Origin of the sequence: Aliiroseovarius sp. F47248L (assembly GCF_023016085.1) — a bacterium.
Taxonomy (GTDB): Bacteria; Pseudomonadota; Alphaproteobacteria; order Rhodobacterales; family Rhodobacteraceae; genus Aliiroseovarius.
Window position 1 is genome coordinate 322318 of record NZ_JALKBF010000001.1, and the last position, 15504, is coordinate 337821.

Here is a 15504-nt window from a genome sequence, read left to right on the forward strand (position 1 = left end):
ACAAGACACTTGCGGCTGGCGGAATTTCCCGCCAGCGTCGTCCCAGACCGGAAGGAGAGAGTTTTGGCTCTGGGAGAGATTGATCATCTTGTGGTGTCCTCCGCTACGCTGACAGAAGGCGTTGCGTGTCTTGAGGACCTGCTGGGGGTGCCCATGGCGGGGGGAGGAGAACACCCGCTCATGGGCACCCACAATGCGCTTTTGTCGCTGGGTCCATCCACCTATCTGGAAGTCATCGCGATCAACCCGGATGCGCCCGACCCCGGTCGTGCAAGGTGGTTCGATCTGGATTATTTCACCGGACCTGCGCGCCTGACCAACTGGGCGCTGCGGGTGCCGGATTTGTACGACGCATTGCACCGGGCACCAGACGGGATGGGGAATGCCATTGCGCTGGAACGGGGTGACTATGCTTGGGATATGGCGATTCCACAGGATGGGCGGCTGCCGTTTTCAGGCTGTGCACCAGGGTTACTAAGCTGGAAGGGGTGGCAACCCGCACCCAACCTGCCCGACCACGGGCTGCGCCTTGCCGCACTGGAAATCACCCACCCAGAGGCCGAGGCTCTTGCGGTCGCACTTGCCCCGCTGGTCGCCGATGGCCGAATTTCCGTTCACACAGGTGCGCCGGGTCTAACCGCGTGGCTGGACACCGCGAATGGGCTGATCGAACTGCCATGATACGCGCTGCGACCCAGGCCGACATTCCAGCCATCTTGATGCTCTGGAACCTCGCAATCCGCGAAACGTTGATCACATTCAACACAGTCGAGAAATCGCCAGACGACGTAGCGAATGCAATTCGTGTCTACGATGCTTTTCTGGTTGCAGAATATGATGGGCAGGTGGTCGGATTTGCGGCGCTGTTCCCCTTCCGCACTGGTGTGGGCTATGCCCATACCAAGGAACATTCAATCATTGTGTCGCCATCCGCTCGCGGATGCGGGTTGGGCCGTGCATTGATATTGACGTTGGAAACCGCCGCGCGCGATCAAGGTGTGCATTCCATGATTGCGGGCGTATCGGCGTCAAATCCGGATGGAGAACCATTTCACGCGGCCATCGGTTTTGACACAGTGGGCCGCGTGGCAGATGCAGGATACAAGTTCGGCCAGTGGCACGACCTAGTGCTGATGCAGAAGAAGCTTTAGGCCGGTTCAGCCGATGCTTTGTCCGTTTCGCGGACCGGGTTGCCCGCCATCACCAATACCGTTGCCCCAATCGCCGCAGACAGTGCCGAGGCAACAAGCACGCCCAGACGAACGTCGTTCATCAGGGTTTGGTCCGCAAAGCTGAGGCTGCCAATAAACAGCGACATGGTGAAACCGATACCGGCCAGCGCAGATACCCCATAGATGTGTATCCAACCCACCCCATGCGGCAGACGTGCCAATCCTGATTTAACTGTCAGGTAGGTTAATCCCACAACACCAATCTGCTTGCCAATCACAAGCCCTGCGATAATCCCAAGCGGGATAGGTGCGAACAACGCCTCCAGCGACATACCTTTCAGCGAGACACCGGCATTGGCGAAGGCAAAGATCGGTACGATCATAAATAGCACATATGGCGCCAAAGCGTGCTCGAGACTGTGCAGAGGGGATTTTCCCCAGCGATCTTTGATTGGAATGAAAAAGGCTGTCGCCACCCCCGCAAGCGTTGCGTGAACGCCGGATTTCAGAACCAGTACCCACAGAACAATCCCCAGCATCAGGATCGGTGCGATCCGGTGGATTTGACGCATGTTCAACCACCACATCAGGACAAGTGGCACCAGCGCATAGATAAGGTATTCGACCTTCAGCTCGGCTGTATAAAACAATGCAATGACGATGATCGCACCCAAGTCATCCAAGATTGCGAGTGTCAACAGGAACACCTTCAACGCCGCAGGTGCTCGCGTCCCGATCAGCGCAAGTATTCCCAACGCAAAGGCAATATCCGTTGCCGCTGGAATGGCCCAGCCACCAAGTGTTTCGGGACTTGACCAGTTGATCGCCGCATAAATGATTGCGGGAACTGCCATGCCGCCCACAGCCGCCATGCCGGGCAAAACGACATCACGCGGATTGCGCAGCTTGCCTTCGAGAATCTCGTGTTTCAACTCAAGACCGATCAGCAGGAAAAATATGGCCATCAGGCCGTCGTTGATCCAAAGGATCAGCGGCTTGGAAAGACCTTGATCATTGATCAGGATTGAGAACTTGGCCCCTAGGATATCGTTGACCTGACTCGCGACGGGCGAATTGGCGGCAATCATGGCTGCGATTGCCGACAGCATCAGCAGCACGCCCCCCGATGCATCATGGCGAAAGAAGCGGTCAAACATCCTTAGGAGCATTCACGTATCCCTACTGTTTTTGTTTTATTTGGTGAAAGATGGTGCTTTCGGGCGGAAAATCAAGACAAGTAAGCAGGGAAAACGACAAGCAGCCCAGTGCTTTGGCACATAAAACAATCCGCTAGCTGCGCGCTTTCTGCTCGTTTTCGGATGCTGGACTGTGTAACAAGTGCCGCATGTCCATCTGGTCTCGCATAACTGATGCTTTGTCTGCCCTTGCCAAGGGGGAAAGCTTGTCTGACGTATTTGCCAACTTGCGCACGCCCCCCGAACGTTCGGCGGGGTTTGCAATTGCGGTAATCGCGCTGGGCGCAAAGATGGCCAAAGCCGATGGATTGGTGACGCGGGACGAGGTATCTGCTTTTCGCGAAGTCTTCGACATCCCGCAAAGCGAAGAGAAGAACGCGGCGCGGTTGTTCAATCTGGCGCGGACGGATGTCGCCGGATTCGAACTGTATGCTCAAAAGGTCGCAGCAATGTTTGGGCCGGACGATCCGGCACTTTGCGACTTGATGGAGGGGCTGTTTTACATCGCGATTGCTGACGGGGAATATCACCCCGCCGAGAACGATTTTCTTCAGCACGTCTCCGAGATTTTTGGTATCTCGCCACGCAAGTTCAAGGCCTTGCGGTCGCGGCTGGTGCCCGATGCACACCCGGATCCCTACGATGTTCTGGGGGTCACTCCGGACATGTCTTTGAACGACATCCGAAAGGTCTGGCGCGCCGAGGTTCGCGAAAGCCATCCGGACAGAATGTTCGCCCGAGGCGTGCCGGAAGAGGCTGTGAAACTAGCGGAAAAACGTTTGATTGCAGTCAATCGGGCTTGGGAAGAGATCAGCAAAGGGCAGGGCTGATGCGCATTGCGACCTACAATGTCGAATGGTTCAATTCGCTGTTTGATGATGAAGGTCGTCCGCTAATCGATGAACAATGGTCCGGGCGACGCGATGTCACGCGGAGAGCGCAGTTGAAGGCAGCAGGAATCGTGTTCAAGGTGCTCGACGCGGATGCTGTGATGGTGATTGAAGCCCCTGATCAGAATAGGCGACGTGACACGAGAATTGCCCTTGAAGGCTTCGCAGAACTTTTTGATTTGCGTGCCCGTAAGGCACTGATCGGATTTGCCAACGATACACAACAAGAAATCGCACTGCTCTATGATCCGGATGTGTTTTCGGCCCGTCATGATCCGCAAGGGGATGTCGGAGGGATCATCGCACCGCGGTTTGATACAACTTTCCAGCTTGACTTGGACACGGATGCGTCACCGGAACCGATCGTGTTTTCAAAACCACCGCTGGAGGTGGACCTGACCCATCGCGAAAGCGGAAAGTCAATGCGTCTGATCGGGGTGCATGTCAAATCTAAGGCTCCGCATGGCGCGCATGGGCCCAGCGATGTCATGCGTCTTGCCATCGAAAATCGCCGTAAACAAATGGCGCAATGCATTTGGATTCGCCAACGGGTCGACGCACATCTCCAAGCTGGTGATCCATTGATCGTGTTGGGCGATTTCAATGATGGTCCAGGGTTGGATGACTACGAGAAACTATTTGGCCGATCTGGTGTCGAGATTGTGATGGGCGAAGAAGAAGCGATCTGCATGTATGATCCGCATGCGCGCATGATTCTGACCCATAAGTCTGGCGCCCGCCCAGCCACGTCCCGGTTCTATATCGCCAAGGAACGGCGGTATCTTCAGGCCCTCCTAGATTACATAATGGTGTCTCCTGATTTGGCAGCCAAATCGCCACAATGGCGGATTTGGCACCCGTTTGATGACCCCGAATGCTATGGTGCACCCAAACTTCGCGAAGCGCTTTTGACGGCGTCAGACCACTTTCCAGTGTCGATTGACTTCGATCCATAGGCTTCACATCGACCGGAACACGCCTACATGTAGGACATGAAACAGATTGCAAAATCCACCGCGCTGGCCATGGTTGCCATCGCAAGTCTGACCACCCCGGCACTGGCCGAGGGCAAGGTTACCCCACCAACTGACAACCCTGAGCTGTCGGAGGGCGCAGATCTTCTGAACCGGGGATTTCAACTGTTGTTGGAAGGTTTGGCCAAAGAAGTGGAGCCTATGGCCGACAAATGGGCCGAAGGCTGGGCTGAGTTGGTCGAGCGTTTTGACGACCTGAACGCCTATTACCCGCCTGAGACCTTACCAAACGGGGACATCATAATCAGACGGCGTATCCCACTGGATGACGGAAACACGCCGCCGCCGGGTGAAACCGAGCTTTAGGTGCGGTGCTTCACAGGTTCGCGTCAACGCCGAAACTTAACGATGCCTTCAGCCTGAAGCGCGTCTGAAAGCGCGGTGAAGCGAGATTGTGCAACCTCGCCAAACAGATCCTTCCCGCTTTGGTCCAATGTCAGGATAAGTTGACGCTTCTTCGGAAACCACTTCAAAGAAGCAAGCTTCGTCGGGTCTTTCATAGTCAGCATCGCACCGAAACGCATGGCTTTACCGAGCACCTCGGCGCGGTTGATATTCTTTTCTGACAGGATTCCGAACAACGGTTCGAACCGCGATCCTGCACGCGCGTTCTTGTAGCGGTGTAACAAGGCCAAGCCCAGGAAAACGCGTTCCTGATGGGTCAGCCCACCAAGGTTTGCGCGGGTGGCGTTGTCAAAACAGACCTCATGCCGGTAATCGGGATGAGCGCGCCAACTTACGTCGTGCAGCAGGCAGGCGGCTTTGATCAGCCGCAGTTCACTGGTTTTGGCAGATTTGAACACAGGTTGCAGAAACGCAAAAAGGCGTTTGCCAAAGCCTGGAATACGGGCATCTTTCTGTTCGGCGGCATAGCAGGCTTCGATCAGAGGGTCGCGCCGACGCAGCCGCTCGGGCATCTGTTGATACAGTAACCCTTCGCGGATGCCGAATGAACTGACAGCAATCTCTTTCGGACGAAACTCGCGGATAAGGCGTTTCAGCACCTGCGCTGCGATGGGCACCAGCGCCATCCGGGCAGAGGATGTTCCGGTGCGTTGACGCACCTCGTCAAGGTCAACCTCTTCAATCCATTTCAATGTAGTAGCAAGGGATTTTGGCGTCATGCGATATTCATGCAGAACGGTCAGCGGGTAGCCGCGTCGTTCCATATCCAACCGCGCGATAGCCCGCCATGAACCGCCCACCAGAAACAGGCGCTTGTGATCCGTTCCCATATCATCGGCAAGTTGCTGAACCACGCGCGCAATCTCGGCCTTCAGACCTTTCTTTCCGCCGGGAACGCTTGCCAACTTCAACGGACCCAATGGCGAAGTCACACGTTTGCCCACTTGTCCGCCAGAAATACTGGCCAGTTCAAGCGACGAGCCACCGATATCGCACATCAGCCCGTTGGCGTCAGGCCAGCCCAGCAGCACACCCTGCGCGGAAAAGCGGGCTTCTTCCTCGCCGTCTATGACATATATGTTTAACCCAGTCTCACGCAGCACCTCAGCACAAAAATCAGGCCCGTCGCTGGCTTCACGCACGGCTGCTGTGGCAACGGCAGACAGAGGCGGCATCTTCATTCCATCGGCCAGTCTTTGAAAGCGCTTGATGGCAGCAAGTGCACGGACGCGACCTTCAGGATGAAGGCGTCCGGTTTCTGATAACCCAGTGCCCAAGCCGCACAAGATTTTTTCGTTAAAGAAATAAGCTGGGCTTCGTGCGGCGCCGTCAAACACCACCAGACGGACCGAGTTTGATCCGATATCTACCACTCCGATACGCCGCAGTGCCCGTACAGATGGATCATCAAACAGTGGACGTCCAAATGGCCCCCAATCGTCACTGGCCTCGCCGCGTCCGTCCATAGATTGTCCCCCGTTTGGTGTTGGTAGGTTAGCCGGGTGCCCGCCCGCGATCAATCTTCCGAATGGGTCAGTTCCGGTACGTCAGACGCCCCGGCTGAACCACGACCCGAAAGCGACGGGTTTTCCATGAAGAACCGGTGGCAGTTGAACGGTCGTTCAATGGTGGTCAGATCCGCGCGATAGAAACCGCCATCAGATCGCATCACCCAGCTTTGGGCGACGTCGGCAAGATTCGCAGCCATGATTTGGCTTACGATCTGCGCCTTGACTGTGGCGTTTTCGATCTCGACCAGTGTTTCCACACGACGGTTCAGATTGCGCCCCATCCAATCGGCGGACGACATGTAAACCCGTGCCTTTTTCGATGGAAGCCCGTAGCCGTTTCCAAAACAGACAATGCGCGAATGCTCAAGAAAGCGGCCGACGATGGATTTCACCCGGATGTTTTCCGACAAGCCTTTGATCCCTGGTCGCAAGCCGCAGATACCCCTCACCACAAGACTGATTTTTACGCCAGCTTGCGACGCAGTATAAAGCGCGTCGATTACATCGGGTTCGACCAGCGAGTTCATTTTTGCCCAGATTTCGGCAGGTTTGCCGTCCTTGGCATAGGCCGCTTCGGCTTTGATGCGTTTGATCAGGGTCGATTTCAGGTCGAGCGGGGAGATGGCAAGGTTTTCGAGCGATTGCGGCTCGGCATAGCCGGACAGGTAGTTGAACACGCGCGTGGCATCGCGCCCCAGTGCCGGGTCGCACGTGAACAAGCTGAGGTCAGTATAGATACGTGCAGTGATCGGATGATAATTGCCGGTGCCATAATGCGTGTATGTCACCAGTTCATCGCCTTCGCGTCGCACAACGGTCGAGATTTTGGCGTGAGTTTTATAGTTGATGAATCCATAAACTACATGCGCACCTGCCCGTTCCAGACGCCGTGACTGACGGATGTTCGCGGCTTCGTCAAACCGTGCTTTCAATTCGACAAGCGCGGTGACGGATTTTCCGTCTTCTGCTGCTTCGCACAGAGCGGATACAATCGGGCTGTCATGCGAGGTGCGGTACAACGTCTGTTTGATCGCGACCACATTTGGATCGCGTGCTGCCTGATGCAGAAAGCGAACCACCATGTCAAAGGTCTCATAGGGATGGTGCAGCAGCATGTCCTTTTGCCTGATGGCGGCAAACATATCGCCGTCATGATCCTGCACACGTTCGGGAACGCGGGGCGAGAAGCTGGGCCAGAGCAGGTCAGGCAGATCTTTCAGGACAAGCTGGCCAAGATCGGCCATGCCGATCATGCCGTCCACCTCGACAATTTCGTCGTCGGTTACTTTCAGTTCGCGCATGATCATCGACAGCAGCCCGGATGGCGCATCCTTGGTGATTTTCATGCGCACAACTTCACCCCGTCGGCGCCGTTTCAGAGCGGTTTCGAACTCGCGCACCAAATCTTCGGCTTCGTCTTCAACTTCAAGATCGCTGTCGCGCAGAATCCGGAAGGCACAATTCCCTTTCTCGACATAGCCGGGGAACAACAGATCAAGATATACAAGTAGTAGGTCTTCCAAGGGTAGGAAGCGGTAATGACCATCCTCGGCGGGCAGGGGGACGAACCTGTCGATCTGCTGTGGGATCGGCAGCAATGCTTTCAGTTTTTGCTTGTCTGACTTGCGTTCGAGTTGCAAAGCCAAAGTGTATCCGGTGTTCGGGATGAACGGAAAAGGGTGCGCCGGGTCAATCGCCAGCGGAGACAAGACCGGAAACACTTGGCTGAGAAATATTTTGTCCAGGTAGCCGCGGTCAACTTCGGTCAGATCATCGCGACGACAGATGATAATGCCTTGGCTTTGCATCTCGCTCGCTAATTGCTCGAACACGTTTTGTTGACGCGCCATTAGGGCACGCGCATCGGTATCGATCAGCTTCAACTGTTCGGTTGGGCTAAGGCCGTCGGCGGCGGGCGTGGTCACTCCTTCGCGGACCAATTCACGAAGGCCAGCCACACGGACGGTGTAAAATTCATCCAGATTGGCAGCCGATATCGACAGGAAGCGCAACCGCTCCAACAAAGGCACGCGGGCATTTTCCGCTTCCTCCAACACACGCCAGTTGAAGCCAAGCCAGCTGAGTTCACGATTGAAAAACCGGCGTGGCCCCTCGAAGTCTTCTAGAGGCAATTCCTGCGGGGTAGGAAACGCCGAGGCAAGGAAATCCGCAAGCGGAATCTGTGGTGTGTTGGTCTTGTTCATAGTCACACTCTAACACGCATAGATGTGACGGGAAGATGACGTTATGTCTCTGACCCCGTTTCATCATGCAGAAAACGGGCCGCTAGATTTCGTGTCAGAGGGCGACCTTCGGACAAGGCGGCATGATCCAGTTGATCGACCAGCTCCGCAACTGCCGCGAGTGAGCGATTCATGCGCGGCAGAAGATAATCGATTAGATTGGCGGGAACAGCGATTTGGCGATCGTCAAACAACTTGACCAGAACGGCAGACAGCAACATGTCGTCAGGTGGATCCAACGTTGCAAGCGTCGTGCCCTCCAGCCGGCTTCTGAGGTCGGGCAGGTTGATCGTCCAACGGGATGGCGCTGTATTCCCCGTGATTAAAAGCGACCCACCCTCGGCCAGAACCAGATTATGAAGGTGAAAAAGAGCAGTTTCCGCAACAACGTCGCCAGCGATCCGGTCAGCATCTTCAACAGCGACCGATTGACCTGCCAGTGTTGGAATGTCTGTGCCAGTCAGGTCGGCCGCACCCATGATCCTGGCACCCACGATGCCGGCCCACACATGGGTCAGGTGCGTTTTTCCAGTTCCTTCGGCTCCGACCAGCACCAGTTTTCGATTTGGCCAGTCTTGCCAAGCGTCAACGGCAGCCATCGCATTCGCGTTGGACGGTGTGACAAGAAAATCTTCCAGTCCCTGCGCCGCATGAGCGGGCAGGTCAAATGTCAATTGTCTGGCCATTATTCTGCGTCGCTTTCGTCGCCCATCTCTTGCGTGGACAACCCTTTGTACAGCAACCCTTCTTGGTATTTCCCGATGAAGAACCGGGCAACAACGCCCATCGAGGCGGCGACCGGGACGGCCACAAGCATACCGACAAACCCAAACAGAGAGCCAAAGACCGACAACGCCAACAACAGCCAGACCGGATGCAGTCCGACCGAGCTGCCAACCAGTTTAGGAGTGAGGATATTGCCCTCGAAAAACTGACCGAATATGAAAATTCCTGCAACCGCCCCAAGGTGCCACCATTCGCCCCAGAACTGAAACAGCCCCAGCCCGATCGCCAAGGTGCCACCGATGATGGCGCCCACATAGGGGATGAATGTGATTAACCCGGCGATAAAGCCGACGACCATTCCAAACTGCAATCCGACAGCCATCAATGCAACGGCGTAGTAGGTGCCAAGAACCAGACAAACTGTGCCTTGACCGCGAACGAAACTGGCCAAAGTGCGGTCGATATTAGTGGCTATCTGGCGGATTGCTGGGCGGTGATCAAGTGGCAGAAGGCTGTCAATCTTGGCCACCATCCGGTCCCAATCCAGCAGCATGTAGAAGGCGACGACCGGTGTTACGACCAATAGGATCACAATGTTGATCACCCCCATGGCAGAGCTAACAACTGTTCCCACTAGTTCTCCGCCGCGTTCCTTGATTGCTTGACCAAGGCTGCCCAAGGATTGGCGCAGGGTTGAATCTTCATCCATCAACGACGGTATGTTCTCGGTCAGAAAACTCTCGAGCTGCTTTAACAATTTAGGCGCAGCGTCGGCTAAGGCGATAGATTGCGAAACCAAAGTCGGCACCACCATTAGGAATGCAATAACAAAGCACAAGATCGCCAAGATTGAGATGATCGCAGTCGCCGCAACGCGAGACAGGCCGGCGGCCTCTAACCTATCTGCAACCGGGTCAAGGAAATATGCGATGGCCCCACCCAGTATGAAGGGCATGATCACGTCGCCCAGATACCAAAGGGCGAACGCCAAGACGGCGATGGTGACCGACCAGAATTTCACCTGCGTTTGAACGGGTAACGCCATTTGTGCTCCTTAAGATACTGCTTCCTATGTCGCCCAGCTTGGATAGCAATTCAAGTGCAGGACGCAGGGGGCTCTAATGTGCTGGCTTGTAAGTTCGCTCTTGCTCCTGCCCTGTATTGGGTGAATTATTGGCCAGACCGGTGGTGGCCGGCCTATCAAAGAGGTTTTCGATGCGCATAGCTGTTGCGATCAGTCTGGCTTGTTTTTTTCTATCGGCCTGCACGGGCCATGATTACGAGCCCCGCGAGCCGGGGATCAGTATTTCGGGCGAAACCAAGGCTGGCCTCAAGTATAGCGGTGGCGATGTTTCCCCGGATCAGGAAACCAAGATCACAATCAGCGTCGGCGGGTCGATCTAGCGGACCTACAGTGCCATTTGAACCATCGCGACCAGACGCGAAAACCAATCAGCGAACCATTGTATGATTGCCCCGTCCGCGTTGATGTCATAGACCGCATGGGACGTTTTCGTGATTGAACAGAGGTCCACATGCGCCTGTCCCGCTATTTTCTGCCCGTTCTGAAGGAAACCCCTTCTGAGGCGCAGATCGTTTCCCACCGCTACATGCTGCGCGCCGGTATGATCAAACAACAATCTGCCGGCATCTATTCTTGGCTGCCATTGGGCTTCAAGGTCCTGCGCAAGATCGAAAACATTGTGCACGAGGAACAGATTCGCGCCGGTCACATCCCAATGTTGATGCCGACCATCCAGTCCGCGGACTTGTGGCGCGAAAGCGGGCGGTATGACGGCTATGGTGAAGAAATGCTACGGATGCAGGATCGTCACGGGCGTGACATGCTGTTTTCGCCAACGGCAGAAGAAATGATCACCGACATTTTTCGTGCGAATGTGAATTCCTATAAAGATCTGCCGCTGACCATGTATCAAATTCAGTGGAAATTTCGCGACGAGATCCGCCCGCGCTTCGGCGTGATGCGGGGGCGTGAATTCTATATGAAAGATGGCTACAATTTCGATCTGACGAAAGAGGATGCACTGCACGCCTATAATCGCCATTTGGTTAGCTATCTGCGCACCTATGAACGGATGGGCTTGCAAGCAATCCCGATGCGCGCAGATTCAGGTCCCATTGGCGGCGACTACACGCACGAGTTTCTGGTATTGGCTGAAACCGGTGAAAGCGAAGTCTTCTATGACAGTGAAGTCACCGATCTGACATTTGGCGACCGCGATATCGACTATGACAATGTGGCGCAATGTCAGGGGGTTATGGACGAATTCACATCACGTTATGCCCGTACGGACGAAACGCATGACGCCGCTGCGTTCGACAAGGTGCCAGAAGCGCGCCGCCGCGTTGCGCGCGGGATCGAGGTTGGTCAGATTTTCTATTTCGGCACCACATATTCGGACAAACTGGGCGCGACCGTGGTCGATAAGGATCAAAACCAAGTGCCGGTGCACATGGGATCGCACGGTATCGGCGTCAGCCGACTGTTGGGTGCAATCATCGAAGCCAGTCATGACGACAAAGGTATTATCTGGCCCGAGGGCGTGACGCCGTTCCACTGTGGGATTGTCAATCTTAAGCAAGGCGACGCCGAGGCCGATGCAGCTTGCGAGGCGCTGTATCAGCAACTGACAAACGCCGGGTTGGAGCCGCTTTATGACGACCGCAATGAACGGGCAGGCGGCAAGTTTGCGACGATGGATCTGATCGGCCTTCCGTGGCGTATCACCGTGGGTCCGAGGGGCTTGAAAAACGGCGTTGTCGAACTGACTTGTCGTCGCACGGGCGAAAGCGAAGAACTGGCACCGGAAGCGACCGTGGCGAAGGTGATTAAGACATTCGAACCGCACCGCGTGCATGGGCTTTGATCCGATCTGATAATGTATTGAAACGGCGCCCCGGTCTGGTGCGCCGTTTTTTCAGCGTTTGATGACATAAAGGCAGCGCCTCTTGACCTGATCCTTCGGCTTTGGAAGGCTGTTTTCAATCGACAAACGAGCAGGTGACATAAATGATCCGGACGTTGGCAATGATAGGCGGCCTCGCAGGCGCGGTGGTGATGAGCCAGTTTCCCGAATTTACACAGCAGTATATGCAGCGTCTTTCAGGCGCACGAACCGAATTGCAGGTTGTGACGACCGGGTTCGAGCTCACTGCTAAAGCAGCAGGATACACCCGCGACGAAGCTCTGGAGAAAATGGGCGGAACCAGCTTTCAGGACAATCTACGCGACCAGATGAGACGCAATTTCACCCGTTACGAGCGTCTGGACTCAGCCTACCTTGCGCTGAAAGGCACCGAACCGATGGCGCGCTTGGCAAAGGTCTGGCATTTCCGCGATACGGATTTGGCCAAGCGCACATGGGAAGACTTTCGACCTGCGATCCCTGTTACAGCCGATGGTTTGCTTTGCGCCGGAATCGGCTTTGTTGGGGGATGGCTTTTGGTTTCGTTGATCCTTGGCGCATTTTTGCGCCCGTTTCGGCGCACCGCCTAGTGATGTGCCTGTTGGTCAGAACCTCAGGTTCAGGCCGACCTTAACACTGTGGAACAAAGGTGTCGCAAGAGTATTATTCCCCAACCCGTCCGACAACGTGTCTTTACCATAGTTCATGTACTCGTATTCGCCCGTTAACGACAGACGTTTGGTCAGTGGCTGTTCGATGCCCACACCCAGGATATACCCATTGGTTGCGTAGGTTTCGTTGATGGCTATGGGGCCAGACGCCCCCGTTCCCATTGCGCTGTAGTCGAATTCGGCGCGAGATACGCCGACTGTGCCATAGATAATGGAATTCAGCACCGGCCAGACATAACCGGCTTTCAAGCGAACGGACAGCGCGTGGTTCATTGAAGTTGACCCGCTATAGCCGTTCGACGTGAAGGTATCTTCGATCTTTCCGCCTTCGATGGCCAGTTCGGGCCCGAAAACCCAACGATCTAGTTGCCAGCGATAACCAGCGCGCAAGCTGCCCGCCCAGCCACTGTTCTCATAGTTTCCAAGGTTGAAGCTGTTGCCAGATCCTTGTGTGACGCCTATGCGATCACCGCCGCTGAAGTTATAGCCCAGTGTGCCTCCGACATAGGCACCTTCCCAGAACGGAGGATCATAGGATGTAGTGTTCTGGATAGGGGTCTCAATGACCGGGTCGGACAGGTTCCCGGCAGTGGCTGTATGGGACACCAGTACTAATGAAAGACAGGCGAAGGTTTTGGAAAGATAAGAACAGCGAAACATGATAATCCACCAACAGACAATACAACGACATTTGTTCTTTAGCCACAAAACTTGGGGTATGAAACACATTTTTGTGACATATCTAGTATCGCGTTGTGACCATGCCAGCTATGCCCACAGCTGATTCAGCTCACACGGGAAATGCTGACATTTTACACATCCGTGGCTGTTTGCATTTTGTCGATAATGGACAGAACGATGCCCGAAGGTCTTTGCAGTGCCGAATGTTGAAGATGTTCTATTTCGCGCCCGCAGTCACCCGATTCACATGACCCATTTTCCGACCTGGTTTGACCTCGTTCTTGCCATATAGATGCAAGGCTGCATTCTGTTCGAGCATAATGTCGGGAACTTTATTCATGTCATCACCGATCAGGTTCTCCATCACGACATCCACAAAGCGTGTTCCATCACCAAGTGGCCAGCCGACAACCGCGCGAATATGCTGCTCAAACTGATCCACGCTGCATCCTTGCTGGGTCCAATGGCCGGAATTGTGAACGCGCGGGGCAATCTCGTTGACGATAAGACCCTGAGATGTAACGAAAAACTCTACTCCCATGACGCCAACGTAATCCAAAGCGTTCAGGATCTTCGCGGCCAGCAAGACCGCATCGGTGCGTTGCGCGCTGGTCAGACGCGCAGGCACAGTCGTGGTGGCAAGGATGCCATCCTTGTGGACGTTTTCGCCTGGGTCAAAGCAAGCAATATCGCCATCGGTGCTGCGGGCTGCAATGACGCTGACTTCATGGGTGAATTCCACGAAACCTTCCAGAACCGACGGCGCACCCTTCATGTCAGAAAAAGCTTGGTCGGCTTGATCCGTGGACATGATCCGGGATTGTCCTTTTCCATCATATCCAAACCGTCGTGTCTTAAGGATGGACGGTGTGCCGACCGAATTGATTGCGCTTTCAAGTTCGTTAACCGTTTCAACGTTTTCATAGGGCGCAACGCGCAGACCCAGTCCGGACAGGAAGTCCTTTTCGGTCAGCCGGTCTTGACTGACGCGCAGCGATTCGCGGCCCGGACGTATGGTTCGGTGCTGCTCCAACAGGTCCAGCGCGGCAGTGGGGATGTTCTCGAACTCATACGTGATGATGTCAACGGATGCGGCGAAGGCTTCAAGCGCGGCGACGTCATCATAGTCGGCGGTTGTCACCCGGTCAGCAACATGCCCAGCGGGCGGGTTCGCACCCGGTTCGAAAATATGCGTTTTGAAGCCAAGGCGAGAGGCAGCGACTGACAGCATGCGACCCAACTGGCCGCCACCAAGAATACCAATCGTGGTACCAGAGGGTAGGGGTTTAGTCATCTTGCGGCTCATCCGGGATCGAGGCGGACAGCGCCGCGCGCCAGGCGTCCAGCCGGTCGGCCAGCGCCGGGTCCGATACCGCAAGGATACCAGCTGCCATTAACCCAGCATTCGCGGCACCAGCCGCGCCTATGGCCATCGTTGCGACCGGAAAGCCTTTGGGCATCTGCACAATGGAATACAGGCTGTCGACCCCGGACAAGGCGCGGGTTTGGACCGGCACACCGACAACCGGCACACGTGTTTTTGACGCCATCATGCCGGGTAGGTGCGCGGCCCCTCCAGCCCCGGCAATAATCACGTGAAGGCCGCGGTCCGCTGCCGTTTTGCCATAGTTCCACAACCGATCGGGGGTCCGGTGCGCCGAGACAATCTTTGTCTCATAGGCAACGCCCAGTTCGTCCAGAATTGCGGCAGCTTCTTTCATTGTGGGCCAGTCGGATTGGCTGCCCATAATGATCCCGACTTTTACAACTGTCATGGTGACCTCGCGTCTTGGAAGCCCGCTTTATAAGGGGATGGGGCCGTGATGCAATCAGGCAATGATGTCTGGTGTCAGTTTGTCCTCGATCCGGGCGATCTTGTCCTTCAACGACAACTTCTGCTTTTTCAGGCGCCTCAGTTGCAACTGATCGGCCATGCCGCGTTCTTCCAGTGCGTGTATGGCGGCGTCCAGATCTCGGTGTTCGGCGCGAAAGACTTCAAGTTCCACACGAAGCACCTCTTCGGTCTTCATCTCTTTGGCGTTGCTCAT

The 15504-nt window shown here is 55.3% G+C and carries 17 protein-coding genes; 8 read left to right on the forward strand and 9 right to left on the reverse strand.

Going from position 1 to position 15504, the window contains the following annotated elements; translation table 11 throughout:
* Positions 1-90: 90 nt before the first annotated feature.
* Complete coding sequence (locus tag MWU51_RS01665; RefSeq protein WP_348646748.1) at positions 91-681, forward strand: VOC family protein; 591 nt, start codon at positions 91-93, stop codon at positions 679-681.
* Complete coding sequence (locus tag MWU51_RS01670; RefSeq protein WP_247033753.1) at positions 678-1151, forward strand: GNAT family N-acetyltransferase; 474 nt, start codon at positions 678-680, stop codon at positions 1149-1151. The genes MWU51_RS01665 and MWU51_RS01670 overlap by 4 nt, the downstream gene beginning before the upstream one ends.
* Here MWU51_RS01670 and nhaA read toward each other — a convergent pair.
* Positions 1148-2341, reverse strand: a complete 1194-nt coding sequence (nhaA, locus tag MWU51_RS01675; RefSeq protein ID WP_247033756.1) for a Na+/H+ antiporter NhaA — start codon at positions 2339-2341, stop codon at positions 1148-1150. The two genes, MWU51_RS01670 and nhaA, sit on opposite strands and share 4 nt — an antisense overlap.
* 176 nt (positions 2342-2517) lie before the next feature.
* Here nhaA and MWU51_RS01680 point away from each other — a divergent pair, with 176 nt between their 5' ends.
* From MWU51_RS01680 to MWU51_RS01690, 3 genes are read left to right on the forward strand one after another with little or no spacing between them, the layout of a single operon-like run.
* On the forward strand, positions 2518-3198 hold the full coding sequence (locus MWU51_RS01680) for a molecular chaperone DjiA (protein ID WP_247033765.1): 681 nt from the start codon (positions 2518-2520) through the stop codon (positions 3196-3198).
* Positions 3198-4214 carry an endonuclease/exonuclease/phosphatase family protein gene (locus MWU51_RS01685; protein WP_247033787.1) on the forward strand — a complete coding sequence of 339 codons (1017 nt, stop codon included), beginning with the start codon at positions 3198-3200 and terminating at the stop codon, positions 4212-4214. Before MWU51_RS01680 ends, MWU51_RS01685 begins: the two co-directional genes overlap by 1 nt.
* 36 nt (positions 4215-4250) lie before the next feature.
* Positions 4251-4598 (forward strand): hypothetical protein, encoded by a 348-nt coding sequence (locus tag MWU51_RS01690; protein ID WP_247033789.1) that lies wholly within the window; start codon positions 4251-4253, stop codon positions 4596-4598.
* 23 nt (positions 4599-4621) lie between these two features.
* On the opposite strand, the gene MWU51_RS01695 is transcribed toward MWU51_RS01690, so the two are convergent.
* Genes MWU51_RS01695 through MWU51_RS01710 form a run of 4 tightly spaced genes read right to left on the reverse strand, consistent with a single transcriptional unit; the run spans position 4622 to position 10222 of the window.
* Positions 4622-6163 (reverse strand): Ppx/GppA family phosphatase, encoded by a 1542-nt coding sequence (locus MWU51_RS01695; RefSeq protein WP_247033791.1) that lies wholly within the window; start codon positions 6161-6163, stop codon positions 4622-4624.
* A gap of 50 nt (positions 6164-6213) precedes the next feature.
* Positions 6214-8412 (reverse strand): RNA degradosome polyphosphate kinase, encoded by a 2199-nt coding sequence (locus tag MWU51_RS01700; protein WP_247033793.1) that lies wholly within the window; start codon positions 8410-8412, stop codon positions 6214-6216.
* Between the two features lie 41 nt (positions 8413-8453).
* Complete coding sequence (locus tag MWU51_RS01705; protein ID WP_247033795.1) at positions 8454-9137, reverse strand: DnaA/Hda family protein; 684 nt, start codon at positions 9135-9137, stop codon at positions 8454-8456.
* Positions 9137-10222, reverse strand: coding sequence for an AI-2E family transporter (locus MWU51_RS01710; protein ID WP_247033797.1), 1086 nt, complete (start codon positions 10220-10222; stop codon positions 9137-9139). The genes MWU51_RS01705 and MWU51_RS01710 overlap by 1 nt, the downstream gene beginning before the upstream one ends.
* Before the next feature lie 170 nt (positions 10223-10392).
* Here MWU51_RS01710 and MWU51_RS01715 point away from each other — a divergent pair, with 170 nt between their 5' ends.
* The 3 genes from MWU51_RS01715 (at position 10393) to MWU51_RS01725 (ending at position 12694) form a co-directional block, all read left to right on the forward strand.
* Positions 10393-10581: a hypothetical protein gene (locus MWU51_RS01715; protein ID WP_247033805.1), complete on the forward strand. Its 189-nt coding sequence runs from the start codon at positions 10393-10395 to the stop codon at positions 10579-10581.
* A 131-nt stretch (positions 10582-10712) separates the two neighbouring features.
* Positions 10713-12065 carry a proline--tRNA ligase gene (proS, locus tag MWU51_RS01720; protein ID WP_247033808.1) on the forward strand — a complete coding sequence of 451 codons (1353 nt, stop codon included), beginning with the start codon at positions 10713-10715 and terminating at the stop codon, positions 12063-12065.
* A gap of 143 nt (positions 12066-12208) precedes the next feature.
* A complete protein-coding gene (locus MWU51_RS01725; protein WP_247033810.1) occupies positions 12209-12694 on the forward strand; it encodes a DUF2937 family protein in 486 nt (161 codons plus the stop codon).
* Between the two features lie 15 nt (positions 12695-12709).
* Here the strand turns inward: MWU51_RS01725 and MWU51_RS01730 are convergent, their stop codons facing one another.
* The 4 genes from MWU51_RS01730 to MWU51_RS01745 all read right to left on the reverse strand — a co-directional run bounded on the left by MWU51_RS01730 (position 12710) and on the right by MWU51_RS01745 (position 15504).
* The gene (locus tag MWU51_RS01730; RefSeq protein WP_247033812.1) at positions 12710-13435 is read right to left on the reverse strand and encodes an outer membrane beta-barrel protein; all 726 of its coding nucleotides are present in this window, start codon (positions 13433-13435) and stop codon (positions 12710-12712) included.
* A 238-nt stretch (positions 13436-13673) separates the two neighbouring features.
* Positions 13674-14750 (reverse strand): 5-(carboxyamino)imidazole ribonucleotide synthase, encoded by a 1077-nt coding sequence (locus MWU51_RS01735; protein ID WP_247033814.1) that lies wholly within the window; start codon positions 14748-14750, stop codon positions 13674-13676.
* A complete protein-coding gene (gene purE, locus MWU51_RS01740) occupies positions 14743-15231 on the reverse strand; it encodes a 5-(carboxyamino)imidazole ribonucleotide mutase (protein WP_247033821.1) in 489 nt (162 codons plus the stop codon). The genes MWU51_RS01735 and purE overlap by 8 nt, the downstream gene beginning before the upstream one ends.
* A gap of 54 nt (positions 15232-15285) precedes the next feature.
* Positions 15286-15504: a DUF465 domain-containing protein gene (locus tag MWU51_RS01745; RefSeq protein WP_247033823.1), complete on the reverse strand. Its 219-nt coding sequence runs from the start codon at positions 15502-15504 to the stop codon at positions 15286-15288.